Below are 20,000 nucleotides of genomic sequence, written 5' to 3' on the forward strand. Positions count from 1 at the left end.
ATGGTTCAAAATAAAATATCTGTTTGCTATGTGGTTTCTTCATTGTGTAACGAGGGACCTGTCAATGTAATGTACAATATTATAAAATATATTAATTTTGATTTTTTTAAAGTCTCGATTATTACATTAGTTCCAGAAAAAGAAACAACAAGAATCAATGACTTCTCCAGTCTTCCTATAGATATTCAACAGTTATCACCCCAAGAGTTTCTTAATCCGTTGCGAATGTTTGTTGATTTAAATAAAGTAATTAAGAATATCCAACCAGACATTCTTCATACACACTGCCCTCGATCGATGTTTTTGGTACCATTTCTTTCTGAAAGGTATAAAAAAATTGAAACAGTTCATATTTATCCGGGAATCCAGCAAAAAATTAAATATGGTGCATTGAAAGGTTCTGCAGTTATTCTTCTAAGCCATTTTTTTACTTCAAGAATGGATTTACCAATTGCGTGTTCCGAAAGTGTTGCAGAATCCTATTGGCAGGAAAAGAGAATTAAAATGCTGGCTATTCCCAACGGATGTTCCTTTCCTGTTTGGAAATCATCGCCATACGAGCGAGCGACTTTGAGGAAGCAACTAGGGTTAAAGGATAATATTAGGTATTTTATATTTGTTGGTAGATTTTCAAAAGAAAAGGGTCCTGATTTACTAGTAGAATTATTTACAAAGATGAACCGTAAAGATATTGGAATCATTCTTCTTGGAAATGGCGAAATGTATGAAGATTTAAAAAAATACGAATCTGATTTGATTCTTTTACTAGGTTTTAAAAGTAATGTTTCAGACTATTTAAGGGCTTCAGACTTTTATATTTCGGCATCCGATACTGAAGGTTTATCAAACTCTCAATTGGAAAGTATGGCTGCAGGATTACCTTGTGTAGTGTCTGACATCCCTTCTCACCGAGAAGTTATGCGTAAAGCAAATAAATTAATTGGATACCTTTACGACAAAAGTAATACTGCAAGTTTGATAAAAGCCATAGATAATGTTCTTTTACTGGATGCTAATTCTACGTCATTATATATACAACAGCTATTTGAAGAATATTATACAGCAAAGCGAATGTCAATCTTATATCAGGACGAGTATAAAAGAATCATGACATTTACTGCAACTTAAACTGATTGCTATTTGATTGTTTGTTTTGTAATTTTTTGTCTTTAAATATCCTCAATCAAACCGCCTTCGAAATAGACAATTTGTATTGATTAGTGTTTATGAGCACTCTTTTCATTAACTAAAGTATTATTGTTTTACCATCCATCGTTATTTGTGTAATTTTTCAATCTTATTACAGTTTAATTTCTGCTCTTAGTTTCTTTATTTCAAATTTACAATTTTCATTTGTTAGGCACGAGCTATTCCAAAGTACTTAACAGAGCTGACTGTGATACAATAGCTTGGAGAGCTAATATATTTGATATACCCAAATATCAAGTTAATCGTTGAGAATTATGTCTTAATATTTTCAGTTCAAGTTATTATCATATATTCAGAACATACTTCAGAAATATTAAAATATATAATCATTCTATTTGTAAAAATATCAGTGAGTTAATTCTTATTTATTACCCTCCTTTTTTAAAATTTTACGTCACCACATCTGCTGTTAGTACATTGCATAACAAGATATAAGAGATTGATACTTTTCTGTAATTCAATCTTATGGATGTGGTTAATTCGGCTAAATGCCAAATGATTGTATCAATTATTTATTAATAAAATGACTTAATTTCAAATGAACCAATTGCCCCAAGTATCTATCATAACTGTTGGAATGAATCATCTCGACTATATAGTAAAACTCTATCAGTCATTATTTAGAGATAATAAACCCACAATTAATTTTGAAGCTATCTATGTTGACAATTGTTCAACAGATGGCAGTGTTGAATATATTACTATAAATTATCCAAGTATAAAAGTTATTCAAAACCAGCAACCATGTGGATTTGGAGAAAATAATAACATCGGTGTATTTGCCTCTAGAGGTAAATATATAGCAATAATAAATCCAGACATTATCCTTTTTAAAGGAAGTCTTGATAAGCTGTTTCATTATGCAGAATCATCAAATAATTTTGGAATTATTGTACCTAAGCTACTTAACTCGAATTTAACATTTCAACATTCTGTACGTTCATTCATTAATTTGAAAATTTTATTCTATAGAGCCTTGTCAAGAGGTAAAGATGAATCTATTAATTCAATTATTTACAATTACTTGCGTAAAGATATAGATGTGTCCCAATGTCAATTCGTAGATTGGGCTCTTGGTGCTGCACTTTTTTTGTCGCGTGAGCATTTTGCTAGATTGAAAGGATTTGATTTAGATTATTTTTTGTACATGGAGGACGAAGACCTTTGTTTAAGGTCATGGAAGTTAGGAAAGCCAGTTATTTATTATCCTGAATCTACTATGATTCACAATCATCAAAGAGCTAGTTCAAAATTTGGAAAGAAAACATTACTTCATGTAAAAAGTATGTTGATGTATTTTAAGAAACATGGGCTAAGTTCTCAAAATTTTAGACTGTACACAGAGCAATCTGAAAATGGTATTTTTGAAAATTAAATAAAAAATAAGAGGTATGAAAGGAATAGTTTTAGCCGGAGGCTCCGGTAAACGTTTATATCCCATTACGAAGGGAGTGAGTAAACAACTGCTACCGGTATATGACAAACCGATGATTTATTATCCTATATCGGTGTTGATGTTGGCTGGAATAAAGGAAATTCTGATTATTTCAACTCTACAAGATTTGTTCGGGTTTCAACGCCTCCTTGGCGATGGTTCAGACTTTGGTGTATCGTTTGAGTATGCCGAACAACCTTCTCCCGATGGATTAGCGCAGGCTTTTTTGATAGGCGAGGAGTTTATTGGTACCGATTCGGTATGTCTGGTATTGGGCGATAATATTTTTTACGGACAAAGCTTTAGTAAAACTTTAGCCGATGCTGTGAGCAATGTGGATCAACAAAAAGCCACGGTGTTTGGCTATTATGTGAATGATCCGGAGCGTTACGGTGTAGCTGAGTTTAATAAAGAAGGTACTGTGTTAAGCATCGAAGAGAAGCCAGAGCATCCCAAATCGAATTACGCGGTGGTAGGCCTTTATTTTTATCCGAACAAAGTAGTAGAGGTAGCCAAACGTATAAAACCATCTGCACGAGGTGAGTTGGAAATAACAACGGTCAATCAGGAATTTCTGAAGGTGAAGGAATTAAAAGTACAATTATTGGGACGTGGTTTTGCCTGGTTAGATACCGGCACACACGATTCGCTATCGGAAGCCTCCACTTTTGTGGAAGTTATTGAAAAAAGACAAGGATTAAGAATAGCCTGTCTGGAAGAAATTGCTTATCGCAAAGGTTGGATTGCTAAAGAAAAACTGATTGCACTGGCTCAACCCATGAAGAAAAATCAATACGGACAATATCTGTTGCAATTAGAGAAATAGGAGTAAATTATCCATCTCGGATTTTAATTAAATATAATGAAAGATGAATATAATAAAAACAAAGCTTGAAGGGGTCTGTATTATTGAACCTGTGGTATTTGCTGATGAGAGAGGATACTTTTTTGAGTCTTTTTCGCAAAAAGAATTTGAAGAGAAAGTATGTAAAACGGTATTTGTTCAAGATAACGAGTCTAAATCGACTTATGGTGTTTTGCGGGGGCTACATTATCAAAAACCGCCTTATGCACAATCCAAACTGGTACGCGTAGTGAAAGGGAAGGTGTTGGATGTTGCCTTAGATATTCGTAGAGGTTCACCAACATTTGGACAGCATGTAGCCGTTGAGCTAAGTGAAGAGAATAAACGACAATTCTTTGTACCCAGAGGTTTTGCCCATGGCTTTGTGGTATTGAGTGAAGATGTTATTTTTCAGTATAAATGCGATAATTTCTATGCGCCTAAAAACGAAGGAGCTTTAGCTTGGGATGATGCAGACTTGAGTATTGACTGGAAGATTCCGAGCGGAGATGTAATTTTATCGGAAAAGGATAAACATCATTCGTCATTAAAGGAAATGAAGTTAGTATTTGACTATAAAATTAATCAATATGAGTAAAATATTAGTAACAGGAGCCAATGGCCAGTTGGGCAATGAAATGCGGAAGCTTGCTCCCATCTCAAAAACGAATACATTCATTTTTACGGATATTGAGGAATTGGATATTACCAATCAAGAAGCAATTCGAATTTTGATTCAGCAAGAACAAATAGAGATAATAGTAAATTGTGCTGCTTACACCAATGTTGATAAGGCAGAGGATGATAGTGAAATGGCGAATTTGATCAACAACAAAGCAGTTGAAAATCTGGCTATAGTCTGTCAGGATGTTGGTGCGACATTGATTCATGTTTCAACCGACTATGTATTTCAAGGCACTAAAAATACACCCTGTCGGGAAGATGAACAGACTAATCCGCTTGGTGTTTATGGCCAAACAAAACTAGCAGGTGAGCAGTCTGTTCAAAACAGCGGCTGTAAGTATTTAATTTTTCGTACTGCTTGGTTGTACTCTGCCTTTGGAAGCAATTTTGTAAAAACGATGATTCGCTTGACTGACGAACGGGAAAAACTATCAGTAGTCTTTGATCAGGTAGGTACTCCGACTTATGCCGGAGATTTAGCTGCCCTTATTTTCCAAACTATTGAAACAAAGCAGTACGAAACATTGAATGGTATTTATCATTATAGCAACGAAGGGGTATGCTCCTGGTATGATTTTGCAATTGAGATAGCCGCATTGGCTGCGCACGATACATGTGATATACAGCCTTGCCATTCGGATGAATTTCCCAGCAAGGTGAAACGTCCGGCCTTTTCAGTACTCGATAAAACCAAAGTCAAAGCTGATTTTAATTGTAAGGTACCACATTGGAAAGTTTCTTTACAAAAGTGTATGAAGGAGCTGGAAGGAAGTTTCTGAGACTTCGTAATTCTGAGCTTTGGATTGTAATTTAGTTTTTTACAATAATATAATAATTTAATCAATAAGACATGGACTTTAAACGTCATATATTAATTACAGGAGGTGCCGGATTTATCGGTTCCCATGTGGTTCGCTTGTTTGTAAATAAATATCCCGAATACAAGATCATTAATTTGGATAAGTTGACTTATGCCGGTAATTTAGCTAATTTGAAGGATGTAGAAGATAATGCAAATTATACTTTTATAAAAGGAGATATTTGTGATTTTGATCAGATGCTGGCACTTTTTAATCAATACCAGATCGATGGAGTGATTCATTTGGCAGCCGAAAGTCATGTGGATCGAAGTATTAAAGATCCGTTTACCTTTGCGCAGACCAATGTAATGGGCACACTATCGCTTTTACAGGCTGCCAAACAGTCGTGGAAAGATGCTTATGATGGAAAACTTTTTTATCATATTTCTACTGATGAGGTATACGGAGCTTTAGAAATGGATAGTGAGCTGTTTACTGAAACGACTAATTACAATCCTCATAGTCCATATTCGGCCAGTAAAGCATCTAGTGATCATTTTGTACGTGCATTTCATGATACCTATGGTATGCCTGTTATTGTAACCAATTGCAGTAATAATTATGGCCCTTATCAGTTTCCGGAAAAACTTATTCCTCTATTTATAAATAATATACGACATGGAAAATCGTTACCGGTTTATGGAAAAGGCGAAAATGTACGGGATTGGTTGTATGTGGTCGATCATGCTCGAGCTATTGATCTTATTTTTCATACAGGAAAAACTGCAGAAACTTATAATATCGGTGGTTTCAATGAATGGACCAATATAGATATTATTCGCGTATTGATTAAAACCTTAGATCGTTTGTTAGGTCATGCTGAGGGAAGTAGCGATCATTTGATTACTTATGTAACCGACAGAGCCGGTCATGATTTGCGTTATGCGATAGACTCCACTAAATTAAAAACAGAGTTAGGATGGGAACCAAGTTTACAATTTGAAGAGGGTATTGAAAAAACAGTCCGTTGGTATCTTGATAATCAGGAATGGATGGATGAAATAATCTTAGGAAAATATTAGAATATTATTCAGAACAATATAAGAATCTAAATTGATTCGCTTAGTTGAATTATGAATATAGTTTTACTCACAAGAATGTTTAATGACTAAAATGTCTATACATTAAACCCAATATACATATGGATAATAATCTATGTAAAAATGGTATACAAGCTAGTTCAGATACAAGTTATATTCGAATTAGGAACTTTATGTGGCCATTTTTAAATAAAACAATATTTAGGCTTTTCCCAACATGGCTAAGATTCCCAAGAATTATGCTTCTAAGAATATTTGGAGCCAAACTTGCAAAAACAGTCATTATCAGTAGAACAACCACAATTTATCATCCATGGAATTTAGAGATGGATCATTTATCAATTATAGGTAGTAACTCTAATATTTATTGTGATGATAAAATTAAAATTGGTAAACAATGTCGCATTGGTAGCAATGTGAATATTGCAACTCAGGATCATAGCGACAAAACTTTTATCCAAACTAAAGGCATCACAGTCATAGGTAACGGTTGTTGGATTTCTGCAGGTTGTAGTATCAGACAGGGAGTGAATCTGGGTCAATATACCATGGTAGGTGCTCAATCCTTAGTCGTGTCTGATACAGAGCCTTTTATGACTGTTTCTGGGAGTCCTGCCAAGGAGATAAATAAAGCAATTATAAATTACTGTTAACGCTGACTATGATGCTATCCTTATAGCAATATTGTTTAAAAATAAGAGTTCCATACTTTTCTCACAATTGAAGTCCTCGCATTCTCAGCAATTCACATTTCTTATGCCCTATGAACCCGAATACATAATACTAACACCTGTATTTAGATAAATGTCCATGAGGCATAAAGTCAGTATTTATCTACAATAAGAATGTATCTGTCTTATTATCAATCGAATCTAATCATTAATTGATTAAGTGTCGTTGATTGATCCTATCGAAATTGTTGGATAGTACCTTTGTTTTCCTATCACAAAATTAAAATAATAAACATATGATAAATAAAAGAGAATTATGGTTATCTCTATTAATGACTTTTGTCCAAATAATAATCACAATTTTAATATTTATATTCACAGAAAGTTTTTTTACAGAAGAGGTCTTTAGTTTTAATGAAAAAGTAATTCTGCTAAGCCAAATAGCAGTAATATGGGGTGCATTTATATACAAACTGCGTTTAGGTATTATTTTTAGAGCAAGTTCGGTATTTAGCATGTTGCGTGGGTATGCAGCAACAGTATTTTTTGGCTCTTTATTTTTACTTCTTGAATTAGAATTTGTTCCCTATTTACGGAATATAAATCATTCATTTCAATACTTATCAATATTTTTCACTGCTGATCTCTTGCTCTTAATATGCTTTAAGTTTATTTTATATTACTCAATGTGCTACCTCAGAAAAAGAGGATACAATACAAGAAATGTAATTATAGTTGGCGATGAAAGTTCACATTCTTTTATCAAGTCATTTATAAAAGCTGAAGATTGGGGCTATAGCTTATTAGCTATTATATCACCTGATGAAATATTCAAAGAAACTTATAAAAAGGCTCATATAATAAAGAATCAAGATACACTCAAACGCTATATAACACTTTACCCTGTCGATGATGTTTTTTATTGCCTCCCTTTGAGTGATAAACGGTATAATTTGGAACAAATGATCTCTGAGTTAAACGAAATAGGAGTCAGACTGCATATTATGCAGCATTTTTTTAAACAAAAAATGAATTTTGATTATACGATTAATCCGATATTCGATCATAATTTTATAACTCACCAAACCACTTCTGAGAATTATATTGGTTTGAAGATAAAGGGGATTCTGGATATTTTACTGAGTACAGCTGTACTGTTTATATCTTCACCTGTAATTTTCTTATTAGCAGTTTCAATTAAACTTCAGGATGGAGGATCAATATTTTTCAAACAAGAACGGATAGGACAAAATGGTCGCAGATTTTACTGTTATAAATTTCGTACTATGGTGAGTAATGCAGAAGAACTTAAGGAAAAACTATTAGAAAAAAATGAAGCCGACGGGCCTGTTTTTAAAATTGTAAATGATCCAAGAATAACAAAATTAGGACATATACTCCGCAAAACATCTTTGGATGAATTGCCTCAGTTTCTGAATGTTATCAAAGGTGACATGTCCATTGTAGGACCACGTCCGCCACTCCTTAAAGAAGTGCAACAATATAAACGACATCAATTACGTCGCCTCAGTATGAAGCCTGGCATTACTTGTATATGGCAGGTTTGGGGACGTCATAAGGTAACATTTAATGAATGGATGGATATGGATTTGGAATATATTGATAATTGGTCACTCCTTCTGGATATTAAAATAATGATTGCGACTGCAGGTGTGATTTTTAAACCAAATGGACAATAAATTAACCCGAAATTAATTTGCGAATAACTCCTAATTAATTTCGAAAATATGAAACACAGACAATTATGCTGAATTCTATCGTGTCATTTATAAGAATGTTTATTTTCACCCCAATTATGTTATTAGCGGCAGTTATGGGTATCATAATGTGCATTATCATAGATACAATATCTTTTGTATATAAACATATTAAAACGAAGATGCACGAATTAAACTAACGTTAAATCAATAAGAATACAATTTTAATCAAAAGAATATTATGTATAAATATCTTTCTCTTACTGGTAATTTACAGGAAATGATGATAATGTTGAAGTCTTTGCCTGCATTTACACTAATTTTTGATAGAAAAAGCAATTTGGTTGATATTAACGAACCTGCTCTGAAATTATTAAAATTGAGAAGTATTGAAGATTTCAATAATAGAAAGGGTGAAATGTTTCCTAAATCTGATTATATTAAAACTATTATTCAAGATTTGAAACAGGGAAAAACAGTGCGATATGAGAAAACTCAAATAAAATACGCAGATAACAGTATAGGTGTTATAGAATTGTGTGCGTGTATGATCAATGGACAGAAGGATTTATATCTGTTCCAGTTATTTGAGATTTTTCCAGCGGTTACTTGGAATTTAGGTTCTTTTTCTTACAATCCGAAGTCTCAAAAAACCATTGAAAACATCCCTTCTCAGAGCAATGATTGGGCTCCCAATTTGGAAAGAATAGAAAACAAAGAAATGAAAGAAATCGAGGTAAGCTTGGTCGAAAATGACTCTATCCAAGAAAAAATAAGATATAGAAGATTGACAAAATTAGAAACGTTGGTCAACGAACTCGTTGTACGTGATATGTCAATCTCTCAAATTGCAAATCTAACTAATAAAACTAATCTTGGTATTCGTACAATAATGCGTCGAATAGAAGAAAAACAAAAAAATATCAAAAAGATATAATCACAAAGTTTTTTCTATTTTTTGTATAGATAATAATGAATTTGATTTGTACGAAATAGAAAGTAATATCAACTTATTTTGATTAAATATAATTATTTGATAACATAAAAAAGCCTTGAAAAAATAGGGCTTTAATGATTATTTCTGTTAAAAACAATCGCTGCTAATTATTAAATAAAAAAATGTAGCTTATGTTATATTCGCATTTTAAATGTGTTGAGGTACAAATAGTGTATAATGTCATTGAAACATTGTCATTTTACGCATATTGTGATCTTGAACTTTATACCATAGTTATTTAAAAAATACACCTGTGATAATATAGTTTTGGGACTTTCAAAATACTCTCTTAAATATAATATCTAGCTTCTTCTGATTTCGTTTAGTTTCTGCATGAAGATCTTGTCTGCGCGAGTGGTAAGTATATCGTATCTTGTTTGCATGTTTATCAGCATCTCGGCTTCCAATCCTAAAGTTGCTTCAACTCGCAATGCAAATTCCACGTTTACAGGGCGCTTTAGATTCAATATCCCATTTAAAACGAAGTAGGAAACGCCCATTTGTGTTGAAAGTTTACGTTTCGAGATATTTAGAAATTCAATTTCATCTTTTAAAACTTCTCCCGGGTGTGTGGGCGAAAAGGGTATTATGTTATTGGCAAAAGTTTTCATATTTGTAACTATTGTATCAGATTATACCTTGCTTTAATATCATTCCATTCTGTCGATAATCAAGTTAACTATTTAGCTTCAAAATTCAATTCAAAGCTTTTGATTAGCTGCTTCAAAACTTCTTCTGCATATATTGAATTCAGTCCCATTTCTTTAAATATGGCTTTGTCTGGCAATTCTTCAGCAATGCCATCAACAAAGGTTTGTAAGTGAGCTTTCATACTTTCCGGAAGTTTAAATACATCGTTTCCAGTAAGCATGACCGCCAGCCTAAATACATCGCCTTTGTGTTTGCGTAGCTGTTTAGCATCTTCTTTACTACCATTGACGATACGTTCCGCAATTTCAAGGTATGCTTTTGCTTTTAGACATATCAACGCTTCGATATTGGCAAGGTGTAATCCATCTTCAAGCACACTATGTTCCAACATATAGTGATAATAGTCATCGTTCATTAATATGGCTGAAAGACTGGTTAAATCATCATCTACGGGAATGGGAGTAAGGTATGATTGTTCGTCAAAGTCCAATAAGTCTGGATTTCTGGCAAACAGTTCTATTTGAAAAGGAAATTCAGTATTTCCTGGCTTCATAAAACGATAATATTTACGTTCATCCTCGTTTTTTTCCTTACGTTCATAATTTCCATCTACAACAAGCTGCCAAAACTGTTTTACGAATTCTGTGTTCAAAGCTTCTACTATCAAAATAATATCAATGTCTTTCGTTGCACGAGGAATAAAGCCAGCTTCATCTAAAATCAAATCACAAGCAGTACCTCCTATAATTACATAGTTATCGGGGTATGCCTCAAAGTATTTCTTGAATATATCCAATCCTCTTACCATTCCACATTGTCAATTAATTGTTCTAAAGCATTTTCTATACGCTCATTTTTATTGTCTCTAAAGCACAGATACAGTGACAAACAGTCGATAAATTCAGTATGGCTTAGTTTTGCAGGATCATACTTCCATTCTTCTATGCGAATTTCACCCTCTTTTTGACCAATTTTATCTGGATTTTGAACTTTAAGTAGTTGGATGTACCTTGGTTTTGCAGCATAAGATTCCATTGCTGTTGGGTTCAAATCGGAATAATTGGAAAGTGCATTGATATTTGATTTTCGCAAATTCTGATCCTTCAGGATTTCTGTGTAATATGTGATTTTTTTGATTGGATTAATCATCAAAGGTTCTACATTAGTCCAGAGTTCTTTTTTAGTGAAACTGAAGTGTAGAAATTTATCTTTTGTACCTTGTAATTCACAAAGGTTGTTGATTAACAAATATTTAACAGCCCGAGTAATGGTTGTTGCATTGTATTCAAGTTTTTCAGCAATCGTTTTAAGATTCTGACCTTCCAACGACTCTACTTGCAGATGAAATAATAATAAAAGTTGAGCTGCCGGTTGAATTACTTCTTGTTTCACTATTTGGGTTACACCAAATTCTTTTAAATCAATAAGTAAACTGGGCATATACATTTGCTTGCCAGGAATAACAAAAGGAACTTTTTTCTCAATCAACCTCAAACGGTTATAGGCTTCAATTGGTTTTAAAACTGCTATAGCTTTAAGTTGAATTGTTGTCTGAATGATGTCAAGTTGCTTTCTTAGTCTATCCGCTGTAATATCTTCTTTCACTTCAACCAAAAGTAATTCAGAACCAAATAATTCGGTAGTGAATAAATTATAGTTACCTATCACAAAATAAGGCAAACCTTTCATTTTTTCATCTTTCAATGGCTTTATCACCACGTTTACACCCAAAGTGCTATCGAAGTAATTTTTAAGTTCTTTCATTTAATATTCTAGTAATTAGTATAATATCATTATTTATGCATAATTGCATTAGTGATGATATTGTGCAAATATAATGCAATTATATTGATATACAATACTATATTATAAAATAAATTTTCTGTCAGTACTAAAACCTAATTCCTCTCCATACTTCACATATCCTAATTGATTGGTGAGTAATTGAGTTTTCCCTATCTCAAAATCAGTCGTATTACCATGTGTATGACCGTAAATCCAATAATCAGGGGCAGTAGACTCAATTAAATCGAATAATTCTACAGCAAATGCTTCGTTTATGATACTGTCTTTATATTTTTCAGGGTAGTTTTTATAAGTGGGCACATGGTGGGTAACTACTACATTTTTAGTTGAAGTTTCCAATGTCAATTCTTCTTTTAGAAATGCTAAACTATCGGCGTGTAATTGGTTATACTGCGCTATTGAAAGAGGATAGCCACGGTATTTGATGACATAAAAATCATTCATAGCTCTTTGAATTTGATATTCCATGGCTGGACTAATTTTGCTCCATAATGTTGAAAAAATAAACTTTACATCATCATGCATTACCGAAGTGTTATTCACCAGAAATACATTGCTTAGTATTCTCTCATTCACTACGCCACATTTTGTTGCAATATTGAAGTGATAATATTCGTGGTTGCCTGGTACCCAATAGGTAGCTGAAAAACTATCGGAAAGAAAACTAAAGAAGTCTTTATGCTGCTCCAATAGTTTAAATGGAACTATATCTCCAGCCAACAACAAAATATCGCCCAATACTTGTAGTGGGTTTGCATTTAGAAAAACCTTATTTTCTTTAAATTCCAAATGTAAGTCGGAAGCGTATTGGATAATCATTTTCGTAGACTGTTTCATGAATGGGATAGTTATCCAAGCCTTTTGTATATGACTTTACTTTTATTGTTTAGTTCTACTAGTTCTTCTCTACTCATTTCAATATGTAAACCTTCTGCATACCAAATTCCGTCCTTGAAAACAATATTTGCAGTATGTGTAAATGATTATTTAGATCAAAAATAATTACTGTTAATTGTCAATCACTTCCCAATACAGAATTTCCCGAAGATATTACCGAGAATTTCGTCGTTGGATATTTGTCCTGTAATTTCGCCCAGAAAATGCATACATTCTCTGATGTCCTGAGAAAGAAAATCGCCAGAGATGCCGGCATCCAATCCATCAATAACACGGCAAATGGCAGAATGGGCATGATTTAATGCTTCGTAGTGGCGCACATTGCTTACTACCACGTCGCCGGGATGAATATCGGGCAACTGCGCAGCTTTAGTAAGGGCTTTTTGAAGCTTGTCGGTGTTAATCCGTTCGCGAGCCGATATATAAATCCGTTCACCTTCAAACTGCTCAAACAGTTGCGACAATACATCGCGTTCGTCATCCGCAATTTTGTCTATTTTATTGAAAACAAGGATTACTTTCTTTCCTGCCGAACGTTTAGCAATTCGGTCGGTCAGCCACTCCATATGCTCACTCAGTTGGGTGCAGTCCAGTATCCACAGTACTATCGAAGCTTGTTCAATTTTCTGGTAGGTACGCTCTATACCCATATTCTCAATCTTATCTTTGGTGTCGCGTATACCGGCCGTGTCGATAAACCGGAACGTTATACCATCAATATTGATAGAGTCTTCAATGACGTCGCGGGTGGTACCGTGTATGTCCGAAACGATGGCTTTATCCTCGTTCAGTAAAACATTCAGCAATGTTGATTTACCCACATTGGTTTCGCCTACCAGCGCCACGGGTATACCGTTCTTTAGCGCATTGCCCAAACTGAAAGAATCGGAAAGTTTAAGGATAAGTCTTTCAATAGTTGTAGCCAGCGATTTTAGTTGTGTTCTGTCAGCAAACTCCACATCTTCCTCGTTGAAGTCCAGTTCCAGTTCCACCAGCGAAACAAAGTTGAGAAGCTGAGTTCGGAGTTTCAACAATTCACTCGAAAAACCTCCACGCATTTGGTTTAATGCCATTCTGTGCGAAGCTGCAGAATTAGCCGCAATCAGATCGGCAACAGCCTCGGCTTGAGACAGATCCATTTTGCCGTTTAAAAATGCCCGTTGGGTAAACTCTCCCGGCTGTGCCAATACACAGTGTTGGTTGATCAGTAACTGTAGAATCTGTTGCTGTACAAAAACAGATCCGTGGCAGGAGATTTCCACCACATCTTCTCCGGTAAACGAATGCGGAGCGCGGAAAACACTTACCAGTACTTCGTCTACAATTTCATTTTTTCCGTTTACAATGTTCCCGAAACTTACTGTATTGGCTTCCTGTTCCAGGAATACAAAGTTTTTCTTTCGGGGAATGAAAATAGGATTGAAATTTTTAAATGCATCTTTTCCCGATACACGTATTACCGCAATTCCTCCGGTGCCCGGAGCTGTGGATATAGCTGTTATGGTAGACATAGCGTGTTTTTTAGTTCTGCTGTTTTTTTCAGGATAAATAGGTAGTGCATTTACCCGTAGTACATTTATAAGATATAGTAGTTTTCATATTGGGGCTTTACCCAAAACCCCACTTCATTTTTTGTTTTAATGAAACAACCGCCCCTATATCCCCTAAAGGGGACTAAAAGAGTAAGTTACCAGACGATACTAATCCAAGTCCCCTTTAGGGGATATAGGGGCAGTTTAAAAAGTTTAATTCATTGGTTCAGCTCACATATAAGATTAATCTATCATATGAACCAGCGCTTATATTTAAATCCGCTCAAGAACCGTTGTTACTAATTTTTCAATATAGGGTTTATAGTCAGTATTAGCGGCTTCTACTCTGCGATTGGCAATGATACAGCATACCGTCATAGCTTTGTGTCCCATGAGTTTGGCCAGTCCGGCAATGGCAGAACCCTCCATTTCGTAATTGGTTATTTTATAGTTGCCGTAGCGGAATCGTTCTATTTTGTCATTTAAATGCATATCGGCCAGATCAATGCGCAACACTCTTCCTTGTGGTCCGTAAAATCCGTTCGCCGAAATGGTTACACCACGCAGCATGTCGTTTTTACCAATGCGCTGTATCAGTTCTTCATCGGCATCCACCACATAAGGAGCAGCCAACTGAGGATTCCAGTCCAATTGCTCTTTGAGCGTTTTTTCAAATGCCAGGTCGCTGACACAGTCTCTGCCGGCATAAAAGTTCAGCATGCCATCAAAACCAATGGATTTCTCCGAAATCAGGAAACTTCCCAACGGAATTTCGGGTTGCATGCCTCCCGAAGTACCTATTCTGATAATGGTTAGCTGCCGAAAGTCTTTCTTTTCGGTTCGGTTTTCGAGGTCGATATTGGACAATGCATCCAATTCATTCATTACAATGTCAATATTATCCGTACCTATTCCTGTCGATATCACCGATATACGCTTGCCTTTGTAGGTACCTGTTATGGTGTTGAATTCACGACTCGATACCGAGCATTCCTGCGTGTCAAAGTACTCGGCCACTAAAGCTACTCTGCCGGGATCACCCACTAAAATAACGTTATCGGCAAGTTGTTCCGGTTTTAAATGTAAGTGGAATATGCTTCCATCGCTGTTTAAAATCAATTCGGATGGTGGAAAATGTTTCATACGATAATAATTGTTTTTAAAGGTCGTATGGAACTCGCATGTCAGATTTTCATACTATTTGGTGAATGTCTGTATTCATGCTCGTTTCATAAATTCAACGAGTTATAATTTCTGTTTGAAATTTCGAATAAAAATACAAATATACTTGATTTTAAATTTATAATCTTATATCTGAACGCTATTCTCTTTTATTTAATTTCATCAATGCATTTCTTCACAAAGTCAAACCTGTCATAATCCGGATGTACCTGAACATCATTCCAAAATATCAAATCGATATCAATCGGTATGATTCCGGACTCTTTACTTTGCGGATTTCGTCCCAGTTCAGTTTCTATACTTTTAAACATGTAGATGGTTTCTTCCTTGGTTTCGGCCGACAAAAGTTTTACAGCTTTATTGCAAAAATCCGATACGTAATGACTACCAAAGGGTTTAGATATAATGCAGGCACTTTCTTTTTCAATATCAAACTCCAGCGACAGCTTCTCTTTTGCCAGTTCGATATTGACTTCAGCATTCACGTTACTACCTAACATAATTATTGCTGTATTCATAGAGTCCTAAATTAAAATTTGTTGCTATTCAAATTCCAGTCAAAGTTAAACAAAAAAGCCGAAGTTTGTTGCTTCGGCTTTATTTTTGAATGTATTTTTTTATTAATCACGATAATCTTTCAATTGTTCTTGCAGACGCTTGCGTGCAAGGAAAATTCGGCTTTTTACTGTGCCTATCGGTAAATTCATGTGTTGTGCAATCTCCTCGTATTTAAATCCCTGGATATGCATTGAAAAAGGAATACGATATTCGTCTGAAAATGCAGCAATGCTGTTTGAGATTTCTCCAATGGCGTAAGATCCTTCAGGACTGTCGAATCCCGAATTTTGCGGTAAATTTAAATGATGCAAATCTTCCGTTTTATCAACCACAGTTTGATTGCGTACAATCTTTCTATAGTTGTTTATGAAGATATTCTTCATAATGGTCAATACCCAACCTTTAAAATTGACATTATCAGTAAACTTTTCTTGGTTGTCTAAAACCTTTAGTGTTGTGTCCTGCAATAAATCTTCGGCATCGTCGCGATTCAAAGTTAGCGAAAATGCGAAATTACGCATGTTGCTTTGTAACGCTACTAATTCATTTTCAAATTCAACGTTTTTCATAATGTTGTAGTTTTTTTGTGTGAATAGATAAAACTTAGCAACGAAAACTTTACTAAGTCGGTGATAATTCATCTAAACAAATTTTTTCTTGAAAAAACTTTCTGAAAACAGAAATAAATGATTGATTGTCAGTTGTCTATACTGAATAATGTTAAGTAAAGAGCTCTTTCGAAATCAATTGTTGTAGATTTACGATACAAATATATAAATAATATTTTGATATAAGTACACTTTTGAATGAAAATCTTTAACGGGATATGAGAAAAATAGATTATTTATAAAATTGAAACGATTACAAATAAAATTTTGCACAATTCAATGCTGATAATCAGTATCCTTTAGAAAAAATAATAAGATTTTGTTATTGAAAAGTTTTTAGTGTGTGGTAGCGTACTGCATATACATCTTAATAAACCAGCGCATACGTGCTCAGAGAATGTGTTTTTCGGCGCAATACGACGAACGAACCAAAGGAGCACTTTCTACAATTCTGAATCCTTTTTGTAGTCCTGTGATTTTGTATTCTTCAAATTTAGCGGGAGTAATATATTCGCTTACCGGAATATTCTTACGTGATGGTTGCATGTATTGACCTATTGTCAGAATTGAGCAACCTGTTGCTAGAGCATCATCCATAAGTGTCAGAACTTCTTCTTCAGTTTCTCCCAATCCAACCATAATTCCTGTTTTGGCAATAATACCTTGCGAGTGAATGTAAGAAAGCACCTTCAAACTGATATCATATTTTGCTTTAGTACGTATAGAGGGCGTAAGTCTTCTGACGGTTTCCAGGTTGTGCGATATAATATCGGGTTTCTGAGCTATTACTATATTAAGCAGCTCTGTTTTTCCATCGAAATCGGGAATCAATACTTCCAACGTAGTATCAGGATTTGTTTTTCTGATAGCTTTAATGGTTTCAGCCCAATGATAAGCACCTCCGTCGGGTAAATCATCCCGGTCGACCGATGTAACAACTGCGTGTTTCAGGTTCATTAATTGAATCGATTCGGCAATTTTAGCCGGCTCAGTCGGGTCGAGTGGGAGAGGGCGACCTGTAAGTGTGTTGCAGAACTTGCACGAGCGTGTACAGATTTCACCCGAGATCATAAATGTTGCTGTGCCTTTATTCCAGCACTCGCTCATATTAGGACATCTGCCGCTTGAGCAAATTGTATGAAGTCCGTGTTCTTTTACTATGTTGTTTACATGAACAAACTGTAAACCGCTTTGTAATTTAGTTTTTAACCATTCAGGTTTGCGTATATATGTCATATAGATTTTTTTTGATTGATAGAACAAAGGTACAAAATTATTCTACAGATTTCTTTGTCGGGTTTATGTAACATAGTCAGTCCGCTGAATTTATATTTGTATTAAAATACATTTACTGAAACCGTCTGGTGCTGGTTTGAATAAAATTGTCGGATAGTTTCTTCAATTCGTATTTATTTTTTTTAATTTTATCACAAGTTGTAATAAAAAGTTTACTGTAATTCATTTTTCTTTCAGATTATTATTTTATTATTATTTTTATGTTTGTCAATGACTTATGTGGGTGTACGCCTCTATTATATTAGTTATTTGACTCAATATTTGTCGAAAAGTGCTTGTTGTACAGGGAAATCAGATGCTGTATTTAATATTTTTTTATTTACTTTGCATTTGAATTTTTGAACCAAGTCATGTTTTTTAAATACGTAACGCTCTTTTTAGGAATAAGTTATTTTGCATTTGCCGCCGTGCTATTGCTGAAAAAATCTCCTATTAAAAAAGCTAATAATGTGCTTTGTTTTTTATTCGTACTGATGGCTGCGTATAGTATTGAACTTTCGTTCTATTATACTGCCCTATTGAATAAGAACTACTTTCATTTGGTTCATTATGTACCTTTCGACTTGATTTTGCTACTGATGTTTGGGCCGGTTCTGTATTTATACGTAAAAACACTGCTTGGCCAGCCGATAAAACTCACCCCAATAAACATATTAGTTCAGATTTTACCATTCATTCCGGCTGTAGCATTTATTGTTTATTTTTTGTCTCAAAACACATCAACCCGTTTGAATCTTTTGGTGGTTAATTTTAAACAAGGTCTGTGGCATACAAATCTCTTGAACGTTCTGGTTTTTATACAGCTAATCGTTTATCTTTTTTGCTGTTATTTGGCGGTGAAAAAACAGTTTAAAATTTCGCCGAAAATTTCAATCAATAATTTCCAGATGAGTATTTCCTGGTTGAGATTCTATATTGTTATCAACCTATCGTTTATGTTGTTGGCTGCACCTTTAAGCTTTTATTTAGGGAATGAAAAGGTGAACTTAATAATTGCTCAGCTTGCCATGCTTGTGCAGTTCGCTTATTTATTTGTAAAATCTATGTGGCATTCTGAAATGTTTTCAACTGAATCGACGAGTGAAATAAAGAAATCAGAAGCAGTTCTTAAGATATCTGATGACTTGGTTGAAGATTATTTCAGGATATTAATGACTCATTTCGAAACACAAAAGCCATTTCTTAAAGAAGAATGTAGTATTCATTCTGTTTCAATGAATACGGGGATTCCCGTTCATCATTTATCAAATATTCTTAATAATCATTTTCAGAAAAACTTTCCGGACTTTATAAATGAATATAGAATTAAAGAGGCTCAGAAATTACTCACTACAACTCAATGTGAAAAAATGACCCTGGAAGCAATAGGATACGAATGTGGATTTGGTTCCCGAAGTAGTTTCAATAAGGCTTTTAAAAAACATACCGGGTTTACTCCATCTCAATTTCGTCAACAGAACTGATGCTGCTTCATTATATTTAACTGTATCTTGTTTTCTTTTAACTAAGCAGGCGGTTTCTATTTATGTTCGTGTATATGTCTGCTTGTGAATTACTTATCATTATGTTGTGCCTGATTACATTTCAGAATTTGTATCACTTTATAAAATGACACACTTAAGTGTATGCTTTAATCTACTTTTGTATCATAATTTTTTTTAGTGTTCTATAGAAATTTAGTGGTTTTTATAGTTATAAAGTGAATGTTTTTTTGATTTGTTCTCTTAGATGAAACTTTGTTCCCGAAAAACTATTCGTAGAAAGATTTAGTAGTCTAGTAAAAGATAAATTCAAAATATTACGTCTGTTTACCTTACCTATGGGATTTAAAACCCGATGCTTGTGTTCAGCTTGCATCGGGTTGTTTGTTTTCTTAATGTTTTTGTAGTAATAATTCTCTTAATTCCATTTTTGGTTTTAATTCCATAAACCGTTTCCAGTAGCTTCTATGGAGGCTACAGGAAACGGTTTATTTTGCTTTCTTCATTGTAATTTATCCAAATAACTTCATA

General features: G+C 34.2%; 18 protein-coding genes and 1 pseudogene. 10 read left to right on the forward strand and 9 right to left on the reverse strand.

Annotated features, from left to right (window positions below):
* The 9 genes and pseudogenes from PALPR_RS02030 (at nucleotide 1) to PALPR_RS02070 (ending at nucleotide 9,398) form a co-directional block, all read left to right on the forward strand.
* Complete coding sequence (locus PALPR_RS02030) at nucleotides 1-1,128, forward strand: glycosyltransferase (RefSeq protein ID WP_013443938.1); 1,128 nt, start codon at nucleotides 1-3, stop codon at nucleotides 1,126-1,128.
* A gap of 619 nt (nucleotides 1,129-1,747) precedes the next feature.
* Nucleotides 1,748-2,584: a glycosyltransferase family 2 protein gene (locus PALPR_RS02035; RefSeq protein ID WP_013443939.1), complete on the forward strand. Its 837-nt coding sequence runs from the start codon at nucleotides 1,748-1,750 to the stop codon at nucleotides 2,582-2,584.
* A gap of 16 nt (nucleotides 2,585-2,600) precedes the next feature.
* Nucleotides 2,601-3,470, forward strand: a complete 870-nt coding sequence (gene rfbA, locus PALPR_RS02040; RefSeq protein WP_013443940.1) for a glucose-1-phosphate thymidylyltransferase RfbA — start codon at nucleotides 2,601-2,603, stop codon at nucleotides 3,468-3,470.
* 43 nt (nucleotides 3,471-3,513) lie between these two features.
* Nucleotides 3,514-4,086 carry a dTDP-4-dehydrorhamnose 3,5-epimerase gene (rfbC, locus tag PALPR_RS02045; protein WP_013443941.1) on the forward strand — a complete coding sequence of 191 codons (573 nt, stop codon included), beginning with the start codon at nucleotides 3,514-3,516 and terminating at the stop codon, nucleotides 4,084-4,086.
* On the forward strand, nucleotides 4,079-4,951 hold the full coding sequence (gene rfbD, locus PALPR_RS02050; RefSeq protein ID WP_013443942.1) for a dTDP-4-dehydrorhamnose reductase: 873 nt from the start codon (nucleotides 4,079-4,081) through the stop codon (nucleotides 4,949-4,951). The genes rfbC and rfbD overlap by 8 nt, the downstream gene beginning before the upstream one ends.
* Nucleotides 4,952-5,022: 71 nt before the next feature.
* Nucleotides 5,023-6,089, forward strand: a pseudogene (rfbB, locus tag PALPR_RS02055) (dTDP-glucose 4,6-dehydratase).
* A gap of 84 nt (nucleotides 6,090-6,173) precedes the next feature.
* The gene (locus tag PALPR_RS02060) at nucleotides 6,174-6,725 is read left to right on the forward strand and encodes an LbetaH domain-containing protein (protein ID WP_013443944.1); all 552 of its coding nucleotides are present in this window, start codon (nucleotides 6,174-6,176) and stop codon (nucleotides 6,723-6,725) included.
* 314 nt (nucleotides 6,726-7,039) lie between these two features.
* Nucleotides 7,040-8,443 (forward strand): sugar transferase, encoded by a 1,404-nt coding sequence (locus tag PALPR_RS02065; RefSeq protein WP_013443945.1) that lies wholly within the window; start codon nucleotides 7,040-7,042, stop codon nucleotides 8,441-8,443.
* A 259-nt stretch (nucleotides 8,444-8,702) separates the two neighbouring features.
* The gene (locus PALPR_RS02070; RefSeq protein ID WP_013443946.1) at nucleotides 8,703-9,398 is read left to right on the forward strand and encodes a hypothetical protein; all 696 of its coding nucleotides are present in this window, start codon (nucleotides 8,703-8,705) and stop codon (nucleotides 9,396-9,398) included.
* A gap of 362 nt (nucleotides 9,399-9,760) precedes the next feature.
* On the opposite strand, the gene PALPR_RS02075 is transcribed toward PALPR_RS02070, so the two are convergent.
* The 9 genes from PALPR_RS02075 to lipA all read right to left on the reverse strand — a co-directional run bounded on the left by PALPR_RS02075 (nucleotide 9,761) and on the right by lipA (nucleotide 17,928).
* Nucleotides 9,761-10,069 (reverse strand): HigA family addiction module antitoxin, encoded by a 309-nt coding sequence (locus tag PALPR_RS02075; protein ID WP_013443948.1) that lies wholly within the window; start codon nucleotides 10,067-10,069, stop codon nucleotides 9,761-9,763.
* Between the two features lie 68 nt (nucleotides 10,070-10,137).
* Entirely contained in the window at nucleotides 10,138-10,917 is a 780-nt protein-coding gene (locus tag PALPR_RS02080; RefSeq protein ID WP_013443949.1) for a hypothetical protein, read from the reverse strand.
* The gene (locus tag PALPR_RS02085) at nucleotides 10,911-11,873 is read right to left on the reverse strand and encodes a hypothetical protein (protein ID WP_013443950.1); all 963 of its coding nucleotides are present in this window, start codon (nucleotides 11,871-11,873) and stop codon (nucleotides 10,911-10,913) included. Before PALPR_RS02085 ends, PALPR_RS02080 begins: the two co-directional genes overlap by 7 nt.
* 102 nt (nucleotides 11,874-11,975) lie before the next feature.
* Nucleotides 11,976-12,752, reverse strand: a complete 777-nt coding sequence (locus PALPR_RS02090) for a metallophosphoesterase (protein ID WP_245544420.1) — start codon at nucleotides 12,750-12,752, stop codon at nucleotides 11,976-11,978.
* A gap of 182 nt (nucleotides 12,753-12,934) precedes the next feature.
* On the reverse strand, nucleotides 12,935-14,323 hold the full coding sequence (gene mnmE / locus PALPR_RS02095) for a tRNA uridine-5-carboxymethylaminomethyl(34) synthesis GTPase MnmE (protein ID WP_013443952.1): 1,389 nt from the start codon (nucleotides 14,321-14,323) through the stop codon (nucleotides 12,935-12,937).
* A 294-nt stretch (nucleotides 14,324-14,617) separates the two neighbouring features.
* Complete coding sequence (locus PALPR_RS02100; protein WP_013443953.1) at nucleotides 14,618-15,487, reverse strand: nucleoside phosphorylase; 870 nt, start codon at nucleotides 15,485-15,487, stop codon at nucleotides 14,618-14,620.
* Nucleotides 15,488-15,675: 188 nt separating this feature from the next.
* Nucleotides 15,676-16,044 (reverse strand): 2-amino-4-hydroxy-6-hydroxymethyldihydropteridine diphosphokinase, encoded by a 369-nt coding sequence (locus PALPR_RS02105; RefSeq protein WP_013443954.1) that lies wholly within the window; start codon nucleotides 16,042-16,044, stop codon nucleotides 15,676-15,678.
* Between the two features lie 102 nt (nucleotides 16,045-16,146).
* Nucleotides 16,147-16,653 (reverse strand): RNA polymerase sigma factor, encoded by a 507-nt coding sequence (locus PALPR_RS02110; RefSeq protein WP_041620585.1) that lies wholly within the window; start codon nucleotides 16,651-16,653, stop codon nucleotides 16,147-16,149.
* Between the two features lie 429 nt (nucleotides 16,654-17,082).
* A complete protein-coding gene (gene lipA / locus PALPR_RS02115; protein WP_013443956.1) occupies nucleotides 17,083-17,928 on the reverse strand; it encodes a lipoyl synthase in 846 nt (281 codons plus the stop codon).
* 410 nt (nucleotides 17,929-18,338) lie between these two features.
* Between lipA and PALPR_RS15250 the strand changes: the two genes are divergently transcribed.
* Nucleotides 18,339-19,451, forward strand: coding sequence for a helix-turn-helix domain-containing protein (locus tag PALPR_RS15250; RefSeq protein WP_013443958.1), 1,113 nt, complete (start codon nucleotides 18,339-18,341; stop codon nucleotides 19,449-19,451).
* Nucleotides 19,452-20,000 lie beyond the last annotated feature (549 nt).

This window comes from Paludibacter propionicigenes WB4, from assembly GCF_000183135.1.
Lineage (GTDB): Bacteria > Bacteroidota > Bacteroidia > Bacteroidales > Paludibacteraceae > Paludibacter > Paludibacter propionicigenes.